Origin of the sequence: Ensifer sp., assembly GCF_035999135.1 — a bacterium.
Taxonomy (GTDB): domain Bacteria; phylum Pseudomonadota; class Alphaproteobacteria; order Rhizobiales; family Rhizobiaceae; genus Ensifer.
Window position 1 is genome coordinate 86,249 of record NZ_DASYGZ010000200.1, and the last position, 20,476, is coordinate 106,724.

General features: G+C 63.6%; 16 protein-coding genes. 10 read left to right on the plus strand and 6 right to left on the minus strand.

Translation table 11 applies throughout. The features are described from left to right. Nucleotides 1-28 precede the first annotated feature (28 nt). Nucleotides 29-2,161, minus strand: a complete 2,133-nt coding sequence (locus tag VGO12_RS26385) for a mechanosensitive ion channel domain-containing protein (RefSeq protein ID WP_327515675.1) — start codon at nucleotides 2,159-2,161, stop codon at nucleotides 29-31. Between the two features lie 106 nt (nucleotides 2,162-2,267). Beyond that, complete coding sequence (locus tag VGO12_RS26390) at nucleotides 2,268-4,832, minus strand: SH3 domain-containing protein (protein WP_327515676.1); 2,565 nt, start codon at nucleotides 4,830-4,832, stop codon at nucleotides 2,268-2,270. A gap of 421 nt (nucleotides 4,833-5,253) precedes the next feature. Between VGO12_RS26390 and VGO12_RS26395 the strand changes: the two genes are divergently transcribed. The 9 genes from VGO12_RS26395 (at nucleotide 5,254) to VGO12_RS26435 (ending at nucleotide 14,433) form a co-directional block, all read left to right on the plus strand. Next, nucleotides 5,254-5,709 (plus strand): helix-turn-helix domain-containing protein, encoded by a 456-nt coding sequence (locus VGO12_RS26395; protein WP_327515677.1) that lies wholly within the window; start codon nucleotides 5,254-5,256, stop codon nucleotides 5,707-5,709. A gap of 27 nt (nucleotides 5,710-5,736) precedes the next feature. Continuing rightward, nucleotides 5,737-7,608 carry an SARP family transcriptional regulator gene (locus tag VGO12_RS26400; RefSeq protein WP_327515678.1) on the plus strand — a complete coding sequence of 624 codons (1,872 nt, stop codon included), beginning with the start codon at nucleotides 5,737-5,739 and terminating at the stop codon, nucleotides 7,606-7,608. Nucleotides 7,609-7,640: 32 nt separating this feature from the next. After that, nucleotides 7,641-7,862, plus strand: a complete 222-nt coding sequence (locus VGO12_RS26405) for a hypothetical protein (protein ID WP_327515679.1) — start codon at nucleotides 7,641-7,643, stop codon at nucleotides 7,860-7,862. A 98-nt stretch (nucleotides 7,863-7,960) separates the two neighbouring features. Further along, entirely contained in the window at nucleotides 7,961-9,118 is a 1,158-nt protein-coding gene (locus tag VGO12_RS26410) for a YcaO-like family protein (RefSeq protein ID WP_327515717.1), read from the plus strand. Continuing rightward, complete coding sequence (locus tag VGO12_RS26415; RefSeq protein WP_327515680.1) at nucleotides 9,115-9,840, plus strand: TfuA-like protein; 726 nt, start codon at nucleotides 9,115-9,117, stop codon at nucleotides 9,838-9,840. The genes VGO12_RS26410 and VGO12_RS26415 overlap by 4 nt, the downstream gene beginning before the upstream one ends. Before the next feature lie 118 nt (nucleotides 9,841-9,958). Beyond that, nucleotides 9,959-10,195, plus strand: coding sequence for a hypothetical protein (locus tag VGO12_RS26420; protein ID WP_327515681.1), 237 nt, complete (start codon nucleotides 9,959-9,961; stop codon nucleotides 10,193-10,195). A gap of 552 nt (nucleotides 10,196-10,747) precedes the next feature. Then, nucleotides 10,748-11,785, plus strand: coding sequence for an isopenicillin N synthase family dioxygenase (locus VGO12_RS26425; protein ID WP_327515682.1), 1,038 nt, complete (start codon nucleotides 10,748-10,750; stop codon nucleotides 11,783-11,785). An 80-nt stretch (nucleotides 11,786-11,865) separates the two neighbouring features. Next, the gene (locus VGO12_RS26430; protein ID WP_327515683.1) at nucleotides 11,866-13,227 is read left to right on the plus strand and encodes an O-acetylhomoserine aminocarboxypropyltransferase/cysteine synthase family protein; all 1,362 of its coding nucleotides are present in this window, start codon (nucleotides 11,866-11,868) and stop codon (nucleotides 13,225-13,227) included. Nucleotides 13,228-13,407: 180 nt separating this feature from the next. Beyond that, entirely contained in the window at nucleotides 13,408-14,433 is a 1,026-nt protein-coding gene (locus tag VGO12_RS26435) for an NADP-dependent oxidoreductase (RefSeq protein ID WP_327515684.1), read from the plus strand. A gap of 18 nt (nucleotides 14,434-14,451) precedes the next feature. Here the strand turns inward: VGO12_RS26435 and VGO12_RS26440 are convergent, their stop codons facing one another. The 4 genes from VGO12_RS26440 to VGO12_RS26455 all read right to left on the minus strand — a co-directional run bounded on the left by VGO12_RS26440 (nucleotide 14,452) and on the right by VGO12_RS26455 (nucleotide 19,210). Next, nucleotides 14,452-16,227, minus strand: coding sequence for a hypothetical protein (locus VGO12_RS26440; protein ID WP_327515685.1), 1,776 nt, complete (start codon nucleotides 16,225-16,227; stop codon nucleotides 14,452-14,454). Nucleotides 16,228-16,445: 218 nt separating this feature from the next. Next, nucleotides 16,446-16,721 (minus strand): hypothetical protein, encoded by a 276-nt coding sequence (locus tag VGO12_RS26445; protein WP_327515686.1) that lies wholly within the window; start codon nucleotides 16,719-16,721, stop codon nucleotides 16,446-16,448. A 430-nt stretch (nucleotides 16,722-17,151) separates the two neighbouring features. Continuing rightward, the gene (locus VGO12_RS26450; RefSeq protein WP_327515687.1) at nucleotides 17,152-18,219 is read right to left on the minus strand and encodes an HAD family hydrolase; all 1,068 of its coding nucleotides are present in this window, start codon (nucleotides 18,217-18,219) and stop codon (nucleotides 17,152-17,154) included. Nucleotides 18,220-18,256: 37 nt separating this feature from the next. Then, nucleotides 18,257-19,210 (minus strand): formylglycine-generating enzyme family protein, encoded by a 954-nt coding sequence (locus VGO12_RS26455; protein ID WP_327515718.1) that lies wholly within the window; start codon nucleotides 19,208-19,210, stop codon nucleotides 18,257-18,259. A gap of 289 nt (nucleotides 19,211-19,499) precedes the next feature. Between VGO12_RS26455 and VGO12_RS26460 the strand changes: the two genes are divergently transcribed. After that, nucleotides 19,500-20,471 (plus strand): MoxR family ATPase, encoded by a 972-nt coding sequence (locus VGO12_RS26460; RefSeq protein WP_327515688.1) that lies wholly within the window; start codon nucleotides 19,500-19,502, stop codon nucleotides 20,469-20,471. Nucleotides 20,472-20,476 lie beyond the last annotated feature (5 nt).

The window sequence follows — 20,476 nt, forward strand, 5'->3', positions numbered from 1 at the left end:
AGGGCACCGTTATCGACCAGTTTTGTGTTCACTCCTTCGGCGCACCACCCTCGCCGAGTGCTGCCGCAGCGTTCTTCTTGGCAATCGCATCGCGCGTCGCGGCCGCAGCCGCCGCCGATTGTTGCGCTTCGTCGCCCGCCACCTGCACAGTCGGCGAAGCGAAGTTGATGCCGTTTTCCTTGAAGGCCTCCTTGATCATGACCTGGGCCCGGCGCCTGACCTGGGTCTGGCTGCCCGGCTTGGTCTTCATGGCGAAACTCAAGGTCATGCCGTAGTCGCCGAAATTCTCGACGCCCTTCATCTTCACCGTTTCCAGGATCAGCGGCCCGATATCCGGATCCTCGAGCAACTTGGCGCCGATACCCTTCACAACCTTCTTCACTTTGGCGACGTCGGCATCGAAGGAAACATTGATCAGGAACTTGTCGATCACCCAGTCGCGGCTCATGTTCTGCACCGCGCCCAGCGAGCCGAAGGGAACGGTATAGACGGGGCCGCGGTGGTGCCGGAGCTTCACCGAGCGAATGCTGAAGGATTCGACCGTGCCCTTGTAGCTGCCGCTCTGAATATACTCCCCAATGCGGAAAGCGTCGTCCATCATGTAGAAGACGCCGCTGATAACGTCCTTGACCAGGGTCTGCGAACCGAAGCCTATCGCCACACCGAACACGCCGGCACCGGCGATCAGCGGACCGATTTCGACGCCGAGACCCGACAGCACCATCAGCACCGCCACGACGGCGATGAACGCTGCGAGAAAATTGCGCAGGATCGGTAGCAAAGTCATCATACGGGTGTTGCGGGCACGTTCAGCCGGGTCGTCGGTCGCGTGGTTGGCCTGTTTGACGCGCAGGTTGATGAACCCCTTCACCAACTGCCAGACCAGATCCGCCGCCAGCAGGATGACGATGCCGGCCAGCACCCCGCGCACGACCCGATTGAACGCGTCGTCCTCCATCATCGCCGTCGCGCTGACCTTGAAGATCAGAGCCAGCCACCCGGCCGCAAGCGCAATGACCAACAGTCTTGCGCCGCGCTCGATGAAGATGTTGCGCATAACACGCGTTTCGTCTTCGGCATTGGCGTCCAGCAGCGTTTTGGTAAAGGCGCTCGTGAACCGCAACAATGGCGGCAGGCCGATCACGTAGAGGCCGATCCAGAACAGGACGTCCATGCCCGCAACCCAGAGCAGCCAGAGAACGATCAAGAAGGCGATCAGCAGCACGTTGCCGACGATGCGGCGCGACCCTATGACAGCGCCCACGGGCCGCCGCACCACGGTGACGATCCCGAGCACCAGCACCACGAAGCCGAGGATCGCGGTGACGAGATCGCGGACGTCGGTGGAGACCGACAGCGCCCGCATCGCATCGCCAACGCCCCAGACGAGCGCAGCGGCAGCGATCAGCCACAGGCTGTGTCGATGCCAGAAGCGGGCCTCGTCCGCCGTCAGGGACAGATACCCCGTTCGCCCGTCCGCGCTCCCCTCGTTGGCGGGGCCACCGGTCAAGACGGCAGACGCGATGATCATCAGCAGCCGGGCGCCGATCCACGCGCCAAGCAACGGCGCAATGGTCGCCTCCAGTCGCGTCGGCCAATCGGCGATCGCAAGCACGGACATGCTTGCCGCCGCAAACACGATCAACGGCAGAACCCGCGTGAGCATGGTGCGGGCCGGCCCCGTCAGCACGGCCCCCTTCAGGCTGCGCCTGAGGACCCACCGCAGCAGGTATTCGGCGCCATAGCCGATCAGGAGAATGAAAAAGAACCCTTTGAGAATGGGGGCTTTGCCGTGGCTTTCCATATCGCCGGCCAGCCGGTCGCGCGCTGCCCGCATTTCCGGAAACACCTGCGGCACCGCGTTGGAGATGCCCGTCAGGTGGCGCCTGATCTCGGCGGTCCAGCGCGCGACGACGCCGGTCGCCGGGGATGCTGTCGCGGGCGCCGTTTCAGTGGCTGGTGGCGCCTGCTTCGCCGACAGCCACTGCTTCACTTCCGGGTCGTCGAGCAGCTGGATGAGTTGCTGGACCTTGGCGGGCGGTGCCGCCGCCGCCGCATCCTGCGCAAAGCCGGTTGCGACCGGCACGAAAGCGGCCAAAAGAAATGCCAGCAGACCGACAACCGGAACCAGCAGACGACGCAACACCCCAATGCAATTCATTCTCGAAACCCCCGCCGATCGTGACGATCCCCCGATCGGCACATCTCAATCTGCACAAAGCTAGCATACCCGCGGGCGGTTCCGTCAACGTCCGTTCGTGCCGTTATCATCGGCGCCTGAATCCGCCACCACCGCCATGGAAGCCGCCGCCACCGAAACCGCCGCCACCATGGAATCCCCCGCCACCGCCGAAGCCGCCGCCACCGCCATGGAACCCGCCGCCGTAGCCTCCGCCACCGAAGCCGCCCGGACGGTCAAACCCGCCGGCGCCTCCGGCCGGGAAATTCAACGGCCGCTGATCGAAGGATTGCCGCTCGAAGGAGCGCTGGTTGCCGAGCTGCCGGCCGATGTTGTCGACCGCCAGATGATCGGGCGCGCGATTGCCGCGATTGCCGTCGGTGATCCGCTGATTGAGGTTCTCAGCCGCATCGGGGTGCTTGGTGGCGAATTGCTCGCCCGCCTTCGTCCGGTCCTGGATCAGGGGTTTTTGAACCGGCTGCCAGCCATCCGGTGTATGTTTCTGCCATTGCCCGTCGTCACGGCGATAGACGTTGCCGTCACGCCCGGCATAGACGTCGCCACCCTTGCCGCCGGCGACGAAGCCATGGTTGCCGTCCGACGTGCGCCAATGGGCGCCCGCGGCATCGCCGGTCGAGCCGCCGCTGATGCGCGCAAAGTCGGAGCCGTGCTTGACGGATGCCGAGCCCCAGCTGCCGTAGACATTGTGCCCGCCGCGGGCGATGGCAGCATTGCCCGTGCGCGGATTGTAGGCCGCGACAAAACCGCGGTCGCCGTTCGGTCCGTAGCCGACGGCGCCGCGAACATAGGTTCCTGTGCGCGGATTGTAGGCGGCGCCTGCAGCAATTCCGCGATAAGGCCCGTAGGCGTAGCCGTAGCGGCCGAATGTGCCGACGGCCGGATTGTAGAAGGCTCCGACGCCATAGGTTACAGGTGTCGGATAGTAGGGCCAGTAACCGCCGCCGGCCCAGCCGTAATCCCAGTAGTCGTCATAGTACCAGCCGGTGCCATAGACGAAGGTGTCCCAGGCAAGATACGCGCCGAGATAGCCCATCGTGTACCCGAACCAGACCGCGTCCGGCTCGGTGTCGTAGATGCGCACATAGGTGGCGTTGTAGACCGGCGATGACGGCGGGATTGTGTAGATCTCGTCCGGCACCGCCTTGGCGACGGCGAACGGTCCGGTCGGCGTGTCACCGACGAACCAGACGCCATCCTTCACCACGAAGTACCTGTCACCGACCTTGATGACCGTCTCGTTGGTATTGACCGCATAAGTGAGCGTGGTCCCGTCAATCTTTTCGAACTTCGGCTCCCCGCTATAGGTAACGTCCACCTTGACCGAACCGTCGAGGGCGACACGCGCCTTTTCCGGAATGCTCGCCTTCAGCCGGGCCTCGGCGTTTTCGGACGTGCCAGGAACGGACGAGCGCACCGTGTAATAGGCTGCGTCCTGCGGGATGTTCTGGAAGTCCTGCGGGAGCTTGGGCGTGGCGAACGTCCATGGCCCGTCGAGCGAGGCGCTCGCAAACCAGCGTCCCGAGACGAGGACGTACCAGCTGGAATCCGCGTCGCGGTAAAAGACGTCGCTCTCGGTGTTGGTCGCAACCTTCAGCCCTGTGCCCGGAACCTGTTCGAGCTTCGGCTCACCATCGAAGGCAAGCAATTCCGAAGGCTTGTCGGAATAGACGACCGTCGGCGCAACGCCGGCTTCAGCCGTAGGCGGGATCGCGGCCTTCGCATCCTTCCAATTGTCATCGTCCGGCAGCTTGCCGAAAATCTCGGGTAGTGACGGTGACGGCTGCCAGCCCGAGGCGAGGTCCTTCGACTGCATCCATGCCTTGTCGTTGCGCAGGTAATAGGTTGCGTCCGCCTCGACCTTGAAGAGATCCCAGTTGGTGTTGACCGCGAAGGAAAGCCCGTCCACGCCCTTGACCGGCGCGAACACCGCCTTGCCGTTGGTCTGGACCAGGATCGCCGCCTGCCTGCTGACAAAGATCGGCGGCGGATCGGCCTTCAGCCCCTCGACATTGCCAAGCCGTTCATAGTCGGCGAGGCTCGCGGTCAGCTTGTCCTCGGAAACCGTGATCGTCCCGACCGGCATCAATTTTCCGACCTCGAGTGCGAGATCCGAGAGCGCCTGGCGGTCGAGTACGGAAAAGTTGATCTCAGTCAGCTTGATATCGGAAACGACGACCTCTCCGGATGCGCTGTCGGCATTGGTCTTGCCGCTGACGCCGACGACGCCGTAGATCGGCTTGTCGTCGTCGGTCTTCTTGTACTCCGCCGCGATCAGCGCATCGAGGTCTGTGAAGTCCTTCCAGGCATTGATCTGCGGCTGGTAAAGCGTGATCGTCGCTCCGCTGTCGGTCTTGTAGGCCCGCGGCCAGCCAAGCCCCTTGGGGTCGGCGTCATCAAGGTATTTGCCGCTGACGAAGCCGCTCTGGCCATTGAAGCTGACCGCGCACCAGGCGCCGGCATCGTCGCATTCCCTCACATCGACGCTGGCGCCCGCAGCGATCGTGCCAAGGCTGTTGAAACCGGTTCCCGGCCCTTCCCTGAAGTTGACCGATGCGCTCGTTGTTGCCGGGCCGGCCGTTGCCGGGGCCGTGGCAATCGCAAACAGGGTCAAGGCAAGCGTCAATCTCTGCATCTGGGTTCTCCGGCGGCCAGGACGATGCCAACCGATGCCGGCGCTTCAAGGAAGCGCGCGCGGCAACCGGTTGAGGCTTCAGCATCTTTGCCTGTCACCTGAGCGCAAGTACGTAACAGTAACGGCGACCGTAACGGCTTGGCGTGACGCGGCGGCGGCGCCCGGAAGCGCTGCGGCATGCCGGCGCCAGGCGGCCGATTCGCGCGCCGAAAGGCCGGTCGTCGCAGACATCGCCCCTGCCCGGCCGTCGCGCTTTCCCGCCAATGCCCCGTTTGCGGCGACCAACGGTCAGGCGACGACCGCCAGACTTTTTATTCCTCAGCAAATCGCCATGTTTTAGCCCGTGGTGATTGCATCGGGACATTTATTCAAGCAAACTCATATGCATGATTTGACACTCCTACGTGCGGAGGAAATGCAAGTGAACACGAAAGCCCCCAGCCAGATCGATGTCTTTGTCGGTTCCCGCGTCAGGATGCGTCGGTTGATGGCCGGACTGAGCCAGGAAAAGCTGGCAGACGGCCTCGGGATCACATTCCAGCAGGTGCAGAAGTATGAGAAGGGCACCAATCGCATCGGCGCCAGCCGTCTTCAGGCAATTGCCGACATCCTCGGCGTTCACCCGAGCTTCTTCTTCCAGGAAGGCGAAGATCCGGCCGGCGCCCGCAATGGCGCAGGCGACACGACGCGCGAGCCCAGCGAGATTTCGTCCTTCGTGTCGTCGAAGGAAGGCATTGCGCTCAACCGCGCGTTCCTCAAAATCTCGGACCCGGTGCTGCGCAAGAAGATCATCTCTCTGGTCGCTGCCGTTGCGCAGACGCCGGAAGTCGAACCGACCCGTGCCGTGACGAGCCACGCGCAGGACATGCACGGATAACCGTCGACGCCCGACAGGTATGATCGGATGACATTCACGCTGCAGACCCTGGGGCGCCTGCGACTCGTCGATATTGACGAGCGCGAAGTCGCTTTCCCCGAAAAAGGCCTGCTCGTTCTTTGTCATCTGATCGTCGGCCGATACAGCGAGCAATCCCGCAACGACATCGCCAAGCTTCTGTGGGACGAGGTCGTTCCGAGCCAGGCCTTCGTCAATTTGCGCAAGACGATCTCGCGCATCAACGCCCGGCAGGACGAGATCGGCTGCCAGTTCCTGACGTTTACCCCTTCCGCGGTGCGGCTCGACGCCAGCCGGCTGCGCAGCGACCTCGATGCCGTCGGCGCCGTTTCCGGCGATCCGGTAGAGCGCCTCGAGGCAGCGGTCGAAGCCTTTCAGGAGGATTTCCTCAAGGACCTGAAGTCCCAGGGACAGGCGTTGCACGGCTGGATCGAGCGCCAGCGTCGCGAACATATGTCGATCCTGCGCGAGAGCCTGCTTCTCGCCGCGCCGGATGCAACGAGCAGTCATCGCAAGCTGGTCAAGACCGCGGCAACGCGGCTGCTTGAGTTGAACCCGCTTGACGAGGATGTGCGCAAGATACTCACGCAGGCCTTTCAGCTCGAGGGCAATCACCTCGAGGCGCGGGCCCTTTCCCATGCCGGCACCCTGCCGACAACGACAGCGGGCGAATTCCGCCCCGCCCAGATCGTTCTTCAGCCGGCGCCGGAAGCGGCCGGCGACATGCGCCCTCCCCGCGTCGTGCTGCTGCCGCCGAACAACGGCATGATCGACAGCCCGGCAACCCAGTTTGCAAGCGCCCTGATCGAAGACGTCACGATCGGTCTTTGTGCGCTGCGCTCCGTTTCCGTCATCGCGCCTTATACCGCCGCGCAGATCAGCCTGCAGGCCGACAAGGCGAACACCTACCAGAAGCACGCGATCAGCTACATTCTCGATACGCGCCTCACCGACGAGGGCAGCCGGCTGACCTTGTTCACGCAACTGATCTTCTTTGCCAATGACGAGGTCATCTGGGCCGATCGCTTCAATCTCGACGGCGACGGCCTGATGGCCTCAAGGCGCGAGATCGCGCGTCAGGTCGCACTTGCCATCGCCAGCCAGGTCGAACGCAACGAGACCCATCGCAAGTCCTACGAGACCAATGTCGGCTCCTATCGCAGCTTCCTCCTGGGACAGCGCTACCTCAAGCAGCTCAATCTTCCCGAGGTGCGCCGAGCCCGCAAGAGCTTCCGCGAGGCGCTCTACCAGAACGGCGACTTCGCGCCGGCGATGAGCGGGCTTGCCCGCAGTTACTTCGTCGAGTGGCTGCTGACGGCGCGCGGAGACAGCGAACTGCTCGCGCTTGCCGAACGCCACGCGCGCGACGCGGTGGTCGCCGACGACACGCTGGCAACGGGCTACCGCGAGCTCGGCGTCGTGAAGCTCTATCTCAGGCAATTCGACGAGAGCATGGAGTTTCACGACAAGGCCGAGGCGCTGAGCCCGCAGCACGCCAACGTCATCGCGAGCTACGCTGACACCTTGGTGCAGGCTTCGCGACCGGAGGGCGGCCTGCGCAAGATCCAGGCGGCGCTCGACCTCAACCCGATCGCGCCCGACGAATATTTCTGGACCGCGGCCGGCGCGAGCTACTCGCTCGGCCAGTACGAACAGGCAATTTCCTACATCGAGCGCATGCGCGATCCGACGCCAGCCGACCGGCTGTCGGCAGCGAGCTGGGGCATGCTCGGCAACCGGAAGAAGGCGCGCCAATACGTGCGCAAGACTTTCGATGTACACCCCGATTTCGATCTCGACAAATGGATCGCGATCGTTCCCTTTAGAGAGGAATGGCAGCGAATCCATTACTGCGAGGGCCTGCGCAAGGCAGGCTTCTGACTTCTTTTCAAGCGGCACTCCAGGAGGGGCAAATGGCGAAAGTGGTGGTAATCGGCGTTGAGGGCGACGACAGGCTTTGGGTTGCGGATCTGGACGCCGGCACGGTGTCGCTGATCCCGACGCCGACGCAGGGGCCGCTGGCAGCCGCCAACGATCTGCGCAACACGAGCGGCGCACGGGTGCACAAGGGCGTCAATCTCGCCGTGCTCGCCGCCTCGTCCGGCTCCGTCTCCGGCGGCTTCATGGACGGCTAGGCCGTCGCGTGGAAAACGCCACGGAAAAAAGCCGGCCGCCGGAGGCGCATTTCGCCCCTCCGGCGGCCGCTGCGCTTTCCTATAGTGATCGTAGCTGCCTGCCTGAGGCGACCTTCGAGCGCATCGAAGCGCTGTTGCCCGGGTTCGGCATCACCCGGCTGGCACGACTGACGGGCCTCGACCGGATTGGCATCCCCGTGTGGAGCGCGGTTTCGCCGAACGCCCGGTCGATCGTCATCAATCAGGGCAAGGGTGTCACCGACATCGACGCCAAGGTCTCGGCGGCGATGGAGGCGCTCGAACGGGCCGTCGCGTGCGCACCGTCAGTCCCGGCAAGAACGGCAACACGAGACGCCTTGTGCGAGGCGGGCGACCGCGCATTGGCGCTTCCCCATTTTATCGCCGCCGGACAGGCCGACCTCTTAGCAGACCAACCGATCGACTGGCTGCGGGGCTTCGACCTACGTGACGGCGCGACATGCTGGGTCCCGCGCGACGCCACCATCCTCGACCGGACCATCGGCGACTGCCGCTACTGGCAATCGTCCGACGGCCTTGCGTCCGGCAACACCGAGACGGAAGCCATTCTCCACGGCCTGCTCGAGCGCATCGAGCGCGATGCCGAAACGCTCTGGCGGCTCCTGCCTTTGGCGGGCAAGCTCCGCGGTTGCATCGACCCCGTATCCTTCGGCGATCCCATTCTCGACGAGATGACCGACCGGATTGCGTCCTGCGGCCTGGAACTGCGGCTGTTCGACATGACGAGCGACGTCGGCATCCCCTGCTACGCTGCCGTTCTGGCGGAAGCTGGCATCCTTGCGGCCCGGCAGCCCCGCTATCACGACGTGACCATCGGTCATGGGGCGCATCCGGTTGCGCGCCGGGCCGCCATCCGTGCGGTGACGGAAGCGGCCCAATCGCGGCTCACCTACATCAGTGGCGCCCGGGACGACGTTTTCCCCGAGACCTTTGCCCGCAACCTTCCCGACGACACGCGCCGTCTGTTTGAAGCCGCTCCTGAGCGCGAGACACGGCCGGCCGCCGAAATCCATGGCGGGCCGCATGCGCTGCTCGATCTCGTTTTGCAGCGTCTCGTCGCTGCGCGCATCGAGACGATCGTCGTCGTCCCGCTGACCGGAAACGATATGCCCTTCTCGGTGGTCAAGGTCTTCGTGCCCGCACTCGAAAATCCCGATGGCAATCGCAAACGCCGGTTCGGGGAACGGGCGCTCGCCCGGGCACTGGAGGCCGGATGAAGGTCGCCTTCATTGGCCCGAGCCTGCCCGACGCGCAGCTTTCGGCCGGCGAGGCGGTGCGAGTCCTGCCGCCCGCCGTGCAGGGCGATATCTTTCGCGCCGTTGAAAGCGGCGCAACGGCGATTGGCCTCGTCGACGGCAACTTTGAAAACGTCGCCCCTGTCTGGCACAAGGAAATCCTTCATGCCCTGACACAAGGCGTGCAGGTTTTCGGCGCGGCCAGCATGGGCGCGCTCAGAGCGGCGGAATGCGCTCCCTTCGGGATGGCCGGCATCGGTGACATCTATCGACAATACGCCAGCGGGGAACGGGTGGACGATGCCGATGTCGCCCTCATCCATGGACCGTCAGAACTCGGCTACCGGCCACTGAGCCTGCCTCTCGTCAACGTCGACGCGTCGCTGGAAAAGCTCGCAGAAGACGGAGCCTTGTCACCGGATCTGGTCGCAGCGATCGGCGCAACGGCAAAGGCGATGTTCTACAAGGAACGGACGTGGCCGGCCATCATCGAGCGCGCTTGCCTTCCAGCATCCGTCGATCGCGCCCGCCTCATTGCGTTGCTCACGGCCGGGTCCGTCGATCAGAAACGAGCCGACGCACTCCGCCTGCTCGTTGCCCTCAACGATGCGCCAACCCAACGGACGGTTGTGGCTCAAAGCTGGGATTTCAATTCTACCAGCATGTGGAAGAGGTTGTCCGGTCAACCTGACGCTTCATCTTAAGAGTGCGGTTTTCCAATACAACGTGTGTCACGCTCATGTCACGCGCGCCGCCGCGAAGTCACGCTATGATTGGCCCCGCTGAACTGGATCGTCGATCCACAGGGGAGCCGGGGAAATCATGTTATCTTCATTTGCTGTGCCGGTTGAGCCGGAAGACAAGGAAAAGGAGCTGCTGGCACTGGCTCGTCTTGTCACCTATGCGCGTGACTCCGCCAAGACCCTCAATGTCGAAGGCGTGCAGTACTGCCTCGAGCTCGCGCTTGCATCCTTGCTCAAGGAGGCAGAGGACTGCGGCAACAAGCGGGCCCATCTGACCAACGAGCTTTTGACACGTCCGAGCCTCGGTCGCTGCTGAACTCCGCCTTGCGGGCTTGAGCGATGTTCCCGCCGGCGCGTGCGGCGAGGCGTCAAGGGGCGGCAACCCCCTTGGCGACACGACCTACGGCCGTGCGGGCGTGAACGAATGACGACCCTGTCTGGCGGACCGCGAGACAGGGTTTTCGGTTCAGTTGGGGCGGGATCAGCCCATGCGGCCGAGCGCTCCAAATCTCAACCGCGCGTCGCGCCAAACAGCGCGGCATTAGTCTCTTTTCGAGCGCCCTTCGAACGCCCCGCTCGGCCGCCTCAAGCGCCGGTGCGTGGAGGGGCAAGACCACGTCGAACGGAATTTCTTCGTTGACCGACTGTCTTCGAAAGCACGTATCGTCTCGCGTCGACAATTTAGTCTATCATTTCAATAGATAATATTGAGTGTCCCTCCCGCTACCCGCTATGCTTTGGGCATCATCGAGCGGGGGTCGCATCCATTCTCCCTCGCCAGAAGCGATCTCGAGCCCTGCGCGTCCGCCGCCTTCGACCTTCAACGGTCCGCGCCGGTATCGGCGTGACAAAAACCTGGGAGACCCAAGTGAGCCAGACCCATTCGACCCTTCCCGTGCTCGACCTCACGCGCTTTGCCGCCGATCACCCCGAGCGGACGGAGGCCCTTAGCGAATTGCGCTCCACCGCCCGTACCGTCGGCTTCTTCTATCTTGAGGGCCACGGCATCCCGCAGGATGAGATCGATGCCATTCGCGACCTGTCGCGGCGTTTCTTTGCCCTGCCGGAGGACGACAAGCTGGCGATCGAGATGCGCAAGTCGCCGCATTTCCGCGGCTACAATCGCGCCGGGCTCGAATATACGCGCGGCACCCAGGACTGGCGCGAGCAGGTCGATTTCGGCCCGGAGCGCGAGAGCCTTGAGGCCAAACCGTCGGACGCACCGTGGAAGCGGCTCATCGGGCCCAACCAGTTCCCCGACGCGTTGCCGGAACTGAAACCCGCGATCCTTGCCTATATCGACGCCGTCACCGGCCTCGGCATCCGGCTGATCGAGATTTTCTCCGAGGCGCTCGGCCAGAAGCCGGATGTCTTCGGGCCAATCTATCGCGACGGCCCGAACCAGCTTCTGAAGATCATCCGCTATCCCGGGCGCGACAAGACCGAGAGCGATCAGGGTGTGGGCGCGCACAAGGATGGCGGCTTCGTCACCATCCTGTTGCAGGATGTGGTCCGCGGCCTGCAGGTCGATGACGGCAACGGCGGCTGGATCGACGCGCCACCGAAACGCGGCACCTTCGTCATCAATGTCGGCGAACTGCTGGAGCTCGCCTCCAATGGTTATCTACGCGCCAACATCCACCGGGTGGTCACGCCCCCGGCCGGCGGTGACCGGCTGTCCGTCGCCTTCTTCCTTGGCGCCAATCTCGCCTCGACCATTCCAGTGCTCGACCTGCCGTCGGCCCTTGCGGCCGAAGTGCGGGGCGTCACCCAGGATCCGCTCAACCCGCTCTTTCACGACGTCGGTCGCAACGTGCTGAAATCGCGGCTGCGTTCGCATCCTGACGTGGCCGCCGCCCATCACGCCGACCTTCTGGAACAGCAGAAGGCAACCGTACCTGCCTGACCGGCAAGCGGGCCGACCAGCCCGCGAGCCCCCCCATTTGCCCGTAGCCCCTGTCTCACCCAGATCCAAGGAGAAATGCGATGACGATCCATCAGAAGCCTGAGGAAGCCGCAGTCGAAGTCAAGGCGCCGAACGGGTTGCGCGAAGCCGGCCAAGGGCTGCATCCTGAAACGCTTGCGCTTCACGGCGGCAGCTATCGCTTCGATCCGGTCACCGGTGCCGTCGCCGTACCGATCTACCAGACGACCTCCTACCAGTTGCCGGGCACGGACGGAGCCGACAAGCTCTTTGCGCTCGAGGCGCCCGGACATCTCTACACCCGCGTCTCCAATCCGACCCAGGACGCCTTTGAGCAGAGACTGGCGGACATCGAAGGCGGCGCGGCGGCACTTGCGCTCGGCTCCGGACAGGCGGCCTCCGCCTTTGCGCTGCTGAACCTTGCGCGCGCCGGCGACAACATCGTCAGTGCCGCCGGACTTTACGGCGGCACCTGGGCGCTGTTTGCGGCAACGCTCAAGAGCTTCGGCATCGAGGTTCGCTTCGTCGATGGGAGCGACCCGCAAGCCTTTGCCCGTGCGACGGACGACCGCACCCGCGCCTACTATGCCGAATCCCTGCCCAACCCGAAGCTCGACGTCTTTCCGATATCGGAGGTCGCCGAAGTCGGGTCGCGCTACGGCATCCCGCTGATCATCGACAACACCGCAGCACCCCTGACGATCCGACCGTTCGACCACGGCGCCGCGGTCGTTGTCTATTCGACGACGAAGTACATCGGCGGACACGGCACCTCGATCGGTGGCGCGATCATCGACAGCGGCCGCTTCCCCTGGCACGAGCACGAGGCGCGCCATCCGAACCTGCACGAGCCCGATCCGAGCTACCAGGGCAAGACGTGGCTTGAGAAGGCCGAGGCGATCGCCTTCCACCCCTACATCCTGCGCGCCCGCGCGGTGCTGTTGCGCGACCTTGGCGCCGCCATCAGCCCCTTGAACGCTTTCCAGTTCATCCAGGGCCTGGAAACACTGCCGCTGAGGATCAGGCAGCACAACGACAATGCCATCAAGGTCGCGGAATTTCTCGCCGGCCATCCGAAGGTGGCGCGGGTGACCTTCCCGAAGTTTCATGAGGGTGACGCGAAGGAACGCGCAGAAAAGTATCTGCGCAACGGCCACTATGGCGCGCTCGTCGGCTTCGAACTGAAAGACGGGCGAGATGCCGGCCGGCGCTTCATCGATGCGCTGAAGCTCCTCTATCACGTCGCCAATATCGGCGACGCGCGATCGCTCGCCATCCATCCGGCAACGACGACCCATTCCCAGCTCTCGCAGGAAGATCAGTTGAAGACGGGCGTGACACCGGGATACGTCCGGCTGTCGATCGGCATCGAGCATCCGGACGACATCATCGCCGATATCCGGCAGGCCATCGACGCCGCCTGATTGTCGTCCCTTCACACCTGATGCCGCGGGCTCGCTCCTTGAGGGGCTGGGCCCGCGACAGCATTTTGACGCCTTTTGAAACGACGGGGCGCCTCGTTTGCTTTCATGCCACAACATGCTGTTATCGATTGTCGATGCGCGCGTTGGCGCATGCCGGTCACGTCAAGGAAGGAAAAGACGATGAGCAAGAACACCCAGGTTCTCTTGGCCGCCCGCCCGGCCGGTCGGCCGGCGCAAAGCGATTTCCGCATCGTCGAATCCGAGATCCCCGAACCGTCCGAAGGCGAGGTCCTGCTGGAGATCCTCTATCTCTCGCTCGATCCCTATATGCGCGGGCGGATGAATGCCGGCCGCTCCTACGCCAAACCGGTGGAGATCGGCGCGGTGATGGAAGGAGGCACCGTCGCCCGGGTCAAACGCTCGCGTCATCCGGATTTTCAAGCCGGCGAGTTTGTGCTGTCCCACTCGGGCTGGCAAAGCTACGCGCTTTCAAGTGGCGCCGACCTGCGCAAGCTCGATCCTGAGGCCGCTCCGCTTTCAACCGCGCTCGGCATTCTCGGCATGCCCGGCTTCACCGCCTATGCCGGCCTTTTGACAATCGGCAAGCCGAAACCGGGCGAGACGGTGGTGGTGGCGGCCGCCAGCGGCGCCGTCGGCTCGGCCGTCGGGCAGATAGCGCGCATCAAGGGTGCACGCGCGGTCGGCATTGCCGGCGGTGCCGACAAATGCGCCTTTGTCCGCGACGTGCTCGGCTTCGATGCGGTGATCGACCACCGGGCGGCGGATTTCGCCGGGCAATTGGCCGCGGCCTGCCCGGGCGGCATCGACGTCTATTTCGAGAATGTCGGCGGCCATGTCTGGGACGCGGTCTTCCCGCTTCTCAATGATTTCGCCCGCGTCCCCGTCTGCGGCCTGATCGCGCACTATAACCAACCGGGCGGGGCACAGGCGGGCGGCGACCGGCTGCCGGGCGTGATGCGCGAGGTCTTGAGCCGCAGCCTACTCATCCGGGGCTTCATCCAGCGCGAATTCGCCGATCAGCGACCGGCCTTCTATCAGGAGATGGCCGGTTGGATCAAAGGTGGCGAGGTTCGCTACAGGGAAGACATCGTCGAGGGGATCGAGCATGCGCCAGAGGCCTTCATCGGCCTGCTCGATGGCCGCAATTTCGGCAAACTGGTCGTTCGGGTTGCCGCCGAAGGATAAACCGCTGCACGCTCGCCGTCACGGCTGGCCGGCGAAAGCAACGCCGGCCTTGCCGAGACCATCGTCGATCAGCGCGACGAGATCGGGAGCATAACCGCGCGAAGCGAGCTCGCTGTCAAGCGGCCGGGTTGTACCGCTATTGTTACGGCGCACCCCATCGAGCGCACTGGTCGCCTCTCGCGTCAGGCCAAGCTGGCCCGCCGCTGCGATCCGCAGCAGGTTGACGACGATGTCGGCAGGGTTGGCAAGCTCTCGGGCGCGCCGGAGCGCTTCGCGGTAGCGGCCGCTGCGGTAATCCTCCAGCGCCAGGGTCAGTGCCGCGTCGTGATAGATGTAATCGCTGCCGGCTTCGGCGCCGTGCGCCAACCTTGCGCCTTCCACATATTGACCGCTGACGAAGAGCAGCAGGCCGAGACGCGCCGCGATGGCATGGTCGAGCGGGTTGAGCGCGGCAGCCCGCCGACCCGAGATGAATGCGGCGTCTGCGTCGCCGGCGGCAAAACGTGCCTGCATCTGGGCGACATAGCTCTGGCTCGATTGCGGCGCCAGCGCGACCGCCTTGTCCGCAAGCTTGACCGCCCGCGTCGCTACGCTCGGCGAGGCGCTCGCCTCGCCCGATGCGACCAGAACCATCGCCAGGCTCGCCAGCGCATCCGGATCGACGGCCTGGTAGGCCACCGACTGTTCGAGGCAGGTGCGGGCAGTGGCCAGTCCCTCCGGCTCGACCCGCGCGAGCGCCATGTCGGCCAGAAGCACGCAGCCGTAGCCGATCGATGGCGAGCTCAGCTGTCGCGCCGCTTCCAGGCTGACGATGACGCCCTCTTCGCCTGCGAGCGCGAGCGCGAGACGCGAAAGCAGCCGTTCCTGTATTTTCTCGGCATTGTCGCCATCAAGCGCCACCTTCGAGGTTCCGGCCCTCAGCGCCTCGTTGCTCTGCACATCGATGACCTGCCAAGTCACTTCGTGCTCGCGCTCGTCGGCACTGTAGGCGATCGACAGGCGGTACTCCTTGCTCCCCTGCAACTTGGCAGGCGACGCGGGGGTAACCCATCCGGCAGCCGAGGCCACGTCGATCCTCGCAAGGGAAGGCGGCGCAAGCGTACGGACCGCGGAAAACTGCGACAGCGCATGAACCAGGTAGTCGCCCGCCCGCTTCTGCACCTCGTCTTCGACACCACTGCGTGCCGGTACCTCCACGACCACCGTTGGCTTGGCCGTGAATACCGGCTGCCAGGGAAGACGACCGGCAAGAGGCAGGGAGAGGGCAACAGCCACCGCAACCACACCGAGGGCGAGGCAGGCGCCCCATCGCCAAGCTCCATTCCGGGCTATTGCGGCGGGCGGTGTGACCGGCAGGTCGACGGCGCTCTCGCCCGGTCCGTCGGCAGGAAGAGCCTCGCCCTCCGGCAGGCCTTTCAGCGGCTCGCCGCCGAGCACGAATTGGGGAACGTAGTTCCCCTTCGGCAGCTCGATGCGAAGTTCGGCCTTGTCGACCTGCGCCTCGTAATACTGGGCCAGCGCCGCGCGCAGTCGCGAGGCCTCGACCCGCACGATCGGATCGGTCGCCGGGTCGAAGGACGTCGGACGGCCGAAGACATCGATCGCGATGGTATAGGCTTTGACCTGGCTGGACCGGCCGGCGAAAAACTCGTCGACCAGATAACGCAACAGCTTCCGATGACGTTCGGTCGCATGAAACAGGCCATCGCCAAGAATGCGCTCAAGGGCGGCGCGCGCCTCGCATTCGGCAACGGCATTGCAGATCACCTGACCCGCATCTCTGCTGGCTTCCATGATGCGCTCCCAACTGCCCACAACCCCAAAGAGAGTGCAACGCGACACGAACTCTAGACGAGAGGCTTTGTGGCGGAAAGAAGAATATTGCACCGTCACAAAATATTTTTGTCGAGAAATGGAATCATTTCAAAGTGGGACAAGATCCTTGAAAAATCCCCATAGAATTCACATGGGTTTTTCGTCAATTCGACAGGTTCAGAAAAGGCAGTTATTAATCACAACGGATTAGGTTCTCGCCCAGCGTCGGCGATACAGATGGAGATGACCTCTTCTTCGATCTCGCGACAGATCAATTCATACTCCTGGATCATCGAATGATCCATAGGGTCGCGACGCCTCTGGCGGTCAAGCATCGAGCTCGCCTCCTCATAGGCCTCACAAAGGCTGGCCACTGACTGGTTCTTGGCACTCAACAACTGCAACTGCCCGCGCAACGCCGGCAGCTTGAGCATAAGCTTCAGAAGTCCCCGCTGAACGGCCGCACTGGGCATAGTTTTCCACCCGTGTGAACGACAATCGATGCTCGTGTCTGCTATGGCGCAACCCCGCATCCCCGTGTTTTCCAATATGCTCGCGACGACCGGGCACCTTGCGGGCATTACGGCGGTTTCACCGATCGGCGCGTTGCGGCCAGACCGGCCGTCGCCCACCTCTCTCTTGGGGTAACGTGGCACGATCATCGATTTTCGGAAGTACGTAACAGTAACATTCGACCCGGCGCTTGACGCTCTCGGTGCAGCAAGGTCGCTTTTTCTTGAGCTCGTCAGCCGGCAGGACACGATATCTGGCACAGCCGCGCCGACATCCCGCTGCGAGCAGACATGCCGCAATGCCGCACATGTGCAGCGCGCGACCATGAATGCCTGACGAGGGATACTGACGCCCTCACCAATGCTTGGGGCGAACTGGGGACCGTTCGGCTTACTTGTCGAAGGCGTAGATCTTGCGCCAGTCGTTCTTCATGTCGACCAGCAACCAGTTGCGCTGTTCGGCCTCGTCCATCGCCTTATCCAGCTTGCCGAAATGCGACTGGCGGTCATAGGCCCATTCGCGCTCGCCGTCCGTATGGTGCACGATCAGGCCGAAGCGCGGGCCGGCGCCAGCAGTGACCCAGCGCAGCATCTCGTAGTCGCCATCGGAATTGCCGGCGGCAAAAATCGGTCGCCGGCCGATGAAAGTGTTGATGCCGACGGGTTTGCCCGGACCGTCGTCGATGAAGTCGATCTTGGCTTCGCGCGAAAGCACCGGGGTGTCGCCGTCGAGCGTGTACTTGGTCACGATGCTGCTGCCGACCACCTGTTCCGGCGGAATGCCGTACATTTTTTCGGTCATCGGCCGCATGAACTCGATGCCGCCGCCGGAGACGATATAGGTCTTGAAGCCGTTGGCACGCAGATAATCGAGCAGCTCGCGCATCGGCAGGAAGGTGATCTCGGTGTAAGGCCGGTCGAAGCGTGGATGCCGGGCGGTGGTAAACCAGTCCGTGACGATCTTGCTGAACTGGTCGGTCGTCATGCCGGCATGGGTCGCCATCACCACATCGACCAATCCTTTTTCGCCGGCAGCTGCCACACCCGCCATGTCGCCCTTCAACAGCGATGCAAACGGTTCCTTGTCCTTCCATTCCGGATGTTCCGGCGCCATCGCCTTCACGCGGTCGATCGCAAACAGCGCCTGGAAATAGGCCGGCTGCTCGGTCCAGAGCGTACCGTCGTTGTCGAAGACAGCGATGCGGTCTTCCTTGGCGACGAAATCCTGGCCGCCTTCGCTGGTCACGCGCGTCACGAAATCGATGATTTCGGACTTCGCCGCGCCATCGTTCCAGGACGGCAGCTGGTCCGCCGGCGCGTCGGCGGCACTCACGGCAGGCGGCGATACGAATGCGGCCGCCAGGAGAAACAGGAAACCGGAGAGCTGCGAGCGAACACGCCCTCGCCGTTGGACGTCAACCGATTGGGAGCTGGAGCGCATCGCAATTGCCGTCATCATGGATCTCCTTGTGGGAAACGAAGAATTGAACGCCGGCTCAAGCGCGCCGGATGCAGCGGAAACCGATATGGGTGGTTGCTGCGTTGTCCTCATGCGCGTGTCGTGCCGCCGGCCTGTAGCGCCGGCAATAGTTGGGCGCGCAAAGGTGTGAACCGCCTTTGACCACCCGCCGGGCGATCTGGATGGTCGGCTGTCTGGGGTCGAGGCTCGCCTCCCGGGCGCCGCCTCTCGGATTGGACGGGATGCAGCAACTTTTTTGCGCCGGCGCCGGGTGGTTGCTCGACCAGTAATCGCTCGTCCATTCCCAGACATTGCCGATCATGTCGAACAGGCCGTAGCCGTTGGGCGGGAAGCTTGCGACGGGCGACGTGCGCTCGAAACCGTCCGGCCTCAGATTTTCCGTCGGAAACATGCCGTGCCAGGTGTTGGCCATGAAGCGCCCTTCCGGAAGCAGCTCGTCTCCCCAGGCAAACTCCGCGCCTTCGAGCCCACCTTTTGCGGCAAATTCCCATTCCGCCTCCGTCGGCAGGTCCTTGCCGGCCCACTCCGCATAGGCCCGGGCGTCGAGATAGGAAACCTGGACCACCGGATGGTCGAGCTTGCCGCGGATATTGCTTTGCCGGCCATAGGGCCGCCGCCAATCGGCACCGAACTTGTAGTTCCACCATTGCGACGGGTCTCTGCCGGTCACCCGTTTCGGAGGATCGAAGATCACCGAGCCGGCGCGCATCATGTCCGGCAGTCCTCCTGGATAATCCTTCGGGTCGGGCGCCTTCTCCGCTTCGGTCACATAGCCCGTCGCCTCGACGAAGGCCGCAAACTGCCGATTGGTGACCGGCGTCACGTCGATCCAGAAACCGTCGACCTTGACCGGGTGGGCTGGCGCCTCCTCCGGATAGTGCTTGTCGGAACCCATGACAAACGTGCCACCCTCGATCCAGATCGGCGGGCGAGCGCTGATTGCAGCCGGCATTTCGTCGAGAGGAGGCATCGTCGCAGACCCATGCATGAAGTCTTCATCTCCCTGGCAAATGCGGCAAACGGCGCCAACGTGAAACGGCGTCAGAGTAGCGCCATTTGCGTCCGTGCCAAAGTACGTAACCGTTACGAAGGCAGTCAAAGAAACGTTCGCCGCTTGCAGCGCCGGTAATTCGGACCTGCGCCACGCCGATCAGGTCTTCGTTACTGTTACGTTCTTTCCAATCGGTCCGGTTTAACCCTAAGCTCGGAAGAAGGTTCATGATGCCTGGTGTTGCGAGTGTGGCAAGGGAGCAGAATTCATGGGTGCACGCGACGATATCCAGCAGCTTGGCAAGCGCATTGGTGAAGCGATCATCGGCCAGGAGGGCATGATCGAGCGCCTGCTGCTGGGACTGCTCAGCAACGGGCACCTGTTGGTGGAGGGCTTGCCGGGGCTTGCCAAGACGCGTGCGATCAAGAGCATGGCCAAGAACCTCGACGCCGAGCTTTCGCGTATCCAGTTCACCCCCGACCTGCTTCCTGCCGACATCACCGGATCCGAAGTCTATTTCTCTGAGGCCGGCAAGGGCGCGTTCCAGTTTCAGGAAGGGCCGATCTTCGCCAACCTCATCCTGGCGGACGAGGTGAACCGGGCGCCTGCGAAAGTGCAGGCAGCATTGCTTGAGGCGATGGAGGAGCGCCAGGTCACGATCGCCGGCAAGAGCCACCCGCTTCCGGATCTGTTCCTCGTCATGGCGACCCAGAACCCGATCGAGCAGGAAGGCACCTATCCGCTGCCCGAGGCGCAGCTCGACCGCTTCCTGATGCATATCCAGGTGGACTATCCAGACGCCGCCTCGGAAGCCGACATCATGCGGCTCGTCCGCTCGGAGGAAATCCACACCAAATCCAACAACCATGCGACGGAGAAGCTGGCGCAGGATTCGGTCTTCACGGCCCGGCAGGAGATATCCGCGATCACCGTTTCCGAGGCGATCGAAAATTACATCGTCGCGCTGGTCATGGCGACGCGCTACCCCGACAAGGTCGACAAGGATCTTGCCAAATGGCTGCAGGTCGGCGTCAGCCCGCGCGGGGTGATCGGCCTCGACAAGGTCTCGCGCGCCCATGCCTGGCTGAACGGCCGCGACTTCGTGACACCCGACGACGTGCAGGCGAGCGTGCACGATGTGTTTCGCCACCGCCTCGTGTTGTCCTACGAGGCGCATGCCGGCGGCACCACGGCCAACCAGGTGATCGACCGCATCGTCGAACTGGTTGCGGTCGCCTGAGGATG

Bases quoted from the DNA above. Each gene is read 5' to 3' on its own strand.
- VGO12_RS26390 (WP_327515676.1), bottom strand. From the start codon at position 4,832: ATGCAGAGATTGACGCTTGCCTTGACCCTGTTTGCGATTGCCACGGCC.
- VGO12_RS26450 (WP_327515687.1), bottom strand. From the start codon at position 18,219: ATGATGACGGCAATTGCGATGCGCTCCAGCTCCCAATCGGTTGACGTC.
- VGO12_RS26445 (WP_327515686.1), bottom strand. From the start codon at position 16,721: ATGCCCAGTGCGGCCGTTCAGCGGGGACTTCTGAAGCTTATGCTCAAG.
- VGO12_RS26400 (WP_327515678.1), top strand. From the start codon at position 5,737: ATGACATTCACGCTGCAGACCCTGGGGCGCCTGCGACTCGTCGATATT.
- VGO12_RS26460 (WP_327515688.1), top strand. From the start codon at position 19,500: ATGGGTGCACGCGACGATATCCAGCAGCTTGGCAAGCGCATTGGTGAA.
- VGO12_RS26455 (WP_327515718.1), bottom strand. From the start codon at position 19,210: ATGCCTCCTCTCGACGAAATGCCGGCTGCAATCAGCGCTCGCCCGCCG.
- VGO12_RS26405 (WP_327515679.1), top strand. From the start codon at position 7,641: ATGGCGAAAGTGGTGGTAATCGGCGTTGAGGGCGACGACAGGCTTTGG.
- VGO12_RS26440 (WP_327515685.1), bottom strand. From the start codon at position 16,227: ATGGAAGCCAGCAGAGATGCGGGTCAGGTGATCTGCAATGCCGTTGCC.
- VGO12_RS26430 (WP_327515683.1), top strand. From the start codon at position 11,866: ATGACGATCCATCAGAAGCCTGAGGAAGCCGCAGTCGAAGTCAAGGCG.
- VGO12_RS26420 (WP_327515681.1), top strand. From the start codon at position 9,959: ATGTTATCTTCATTTGCTGTGCCGGTTGAGCCGGAAGACAAGGAAAAG.
- VGO12_RS26415 (WP_327515680.1), top strand. From the start codon at position 9,115: ATGAAGGTCGCCTTCATTGGCCCGAGCCTGCCCGACGCGCAGCTTTCG.
- VGO12_RS26435 (WP_327515684.1), top strand. From the start codon at position 13,408: ATGAGCAAGAACACCCAGGTTCTCTTGGCCGCCCGCCCGGCCGGTCGG.
- VGO12_RS26385 (WP_327515675.1), bottom strand. From the start codon at position 2,161: ATGAATTGCATTGGGGTGTTGCGTCGTCTGCTGGTTCCGGTTGTCGGT.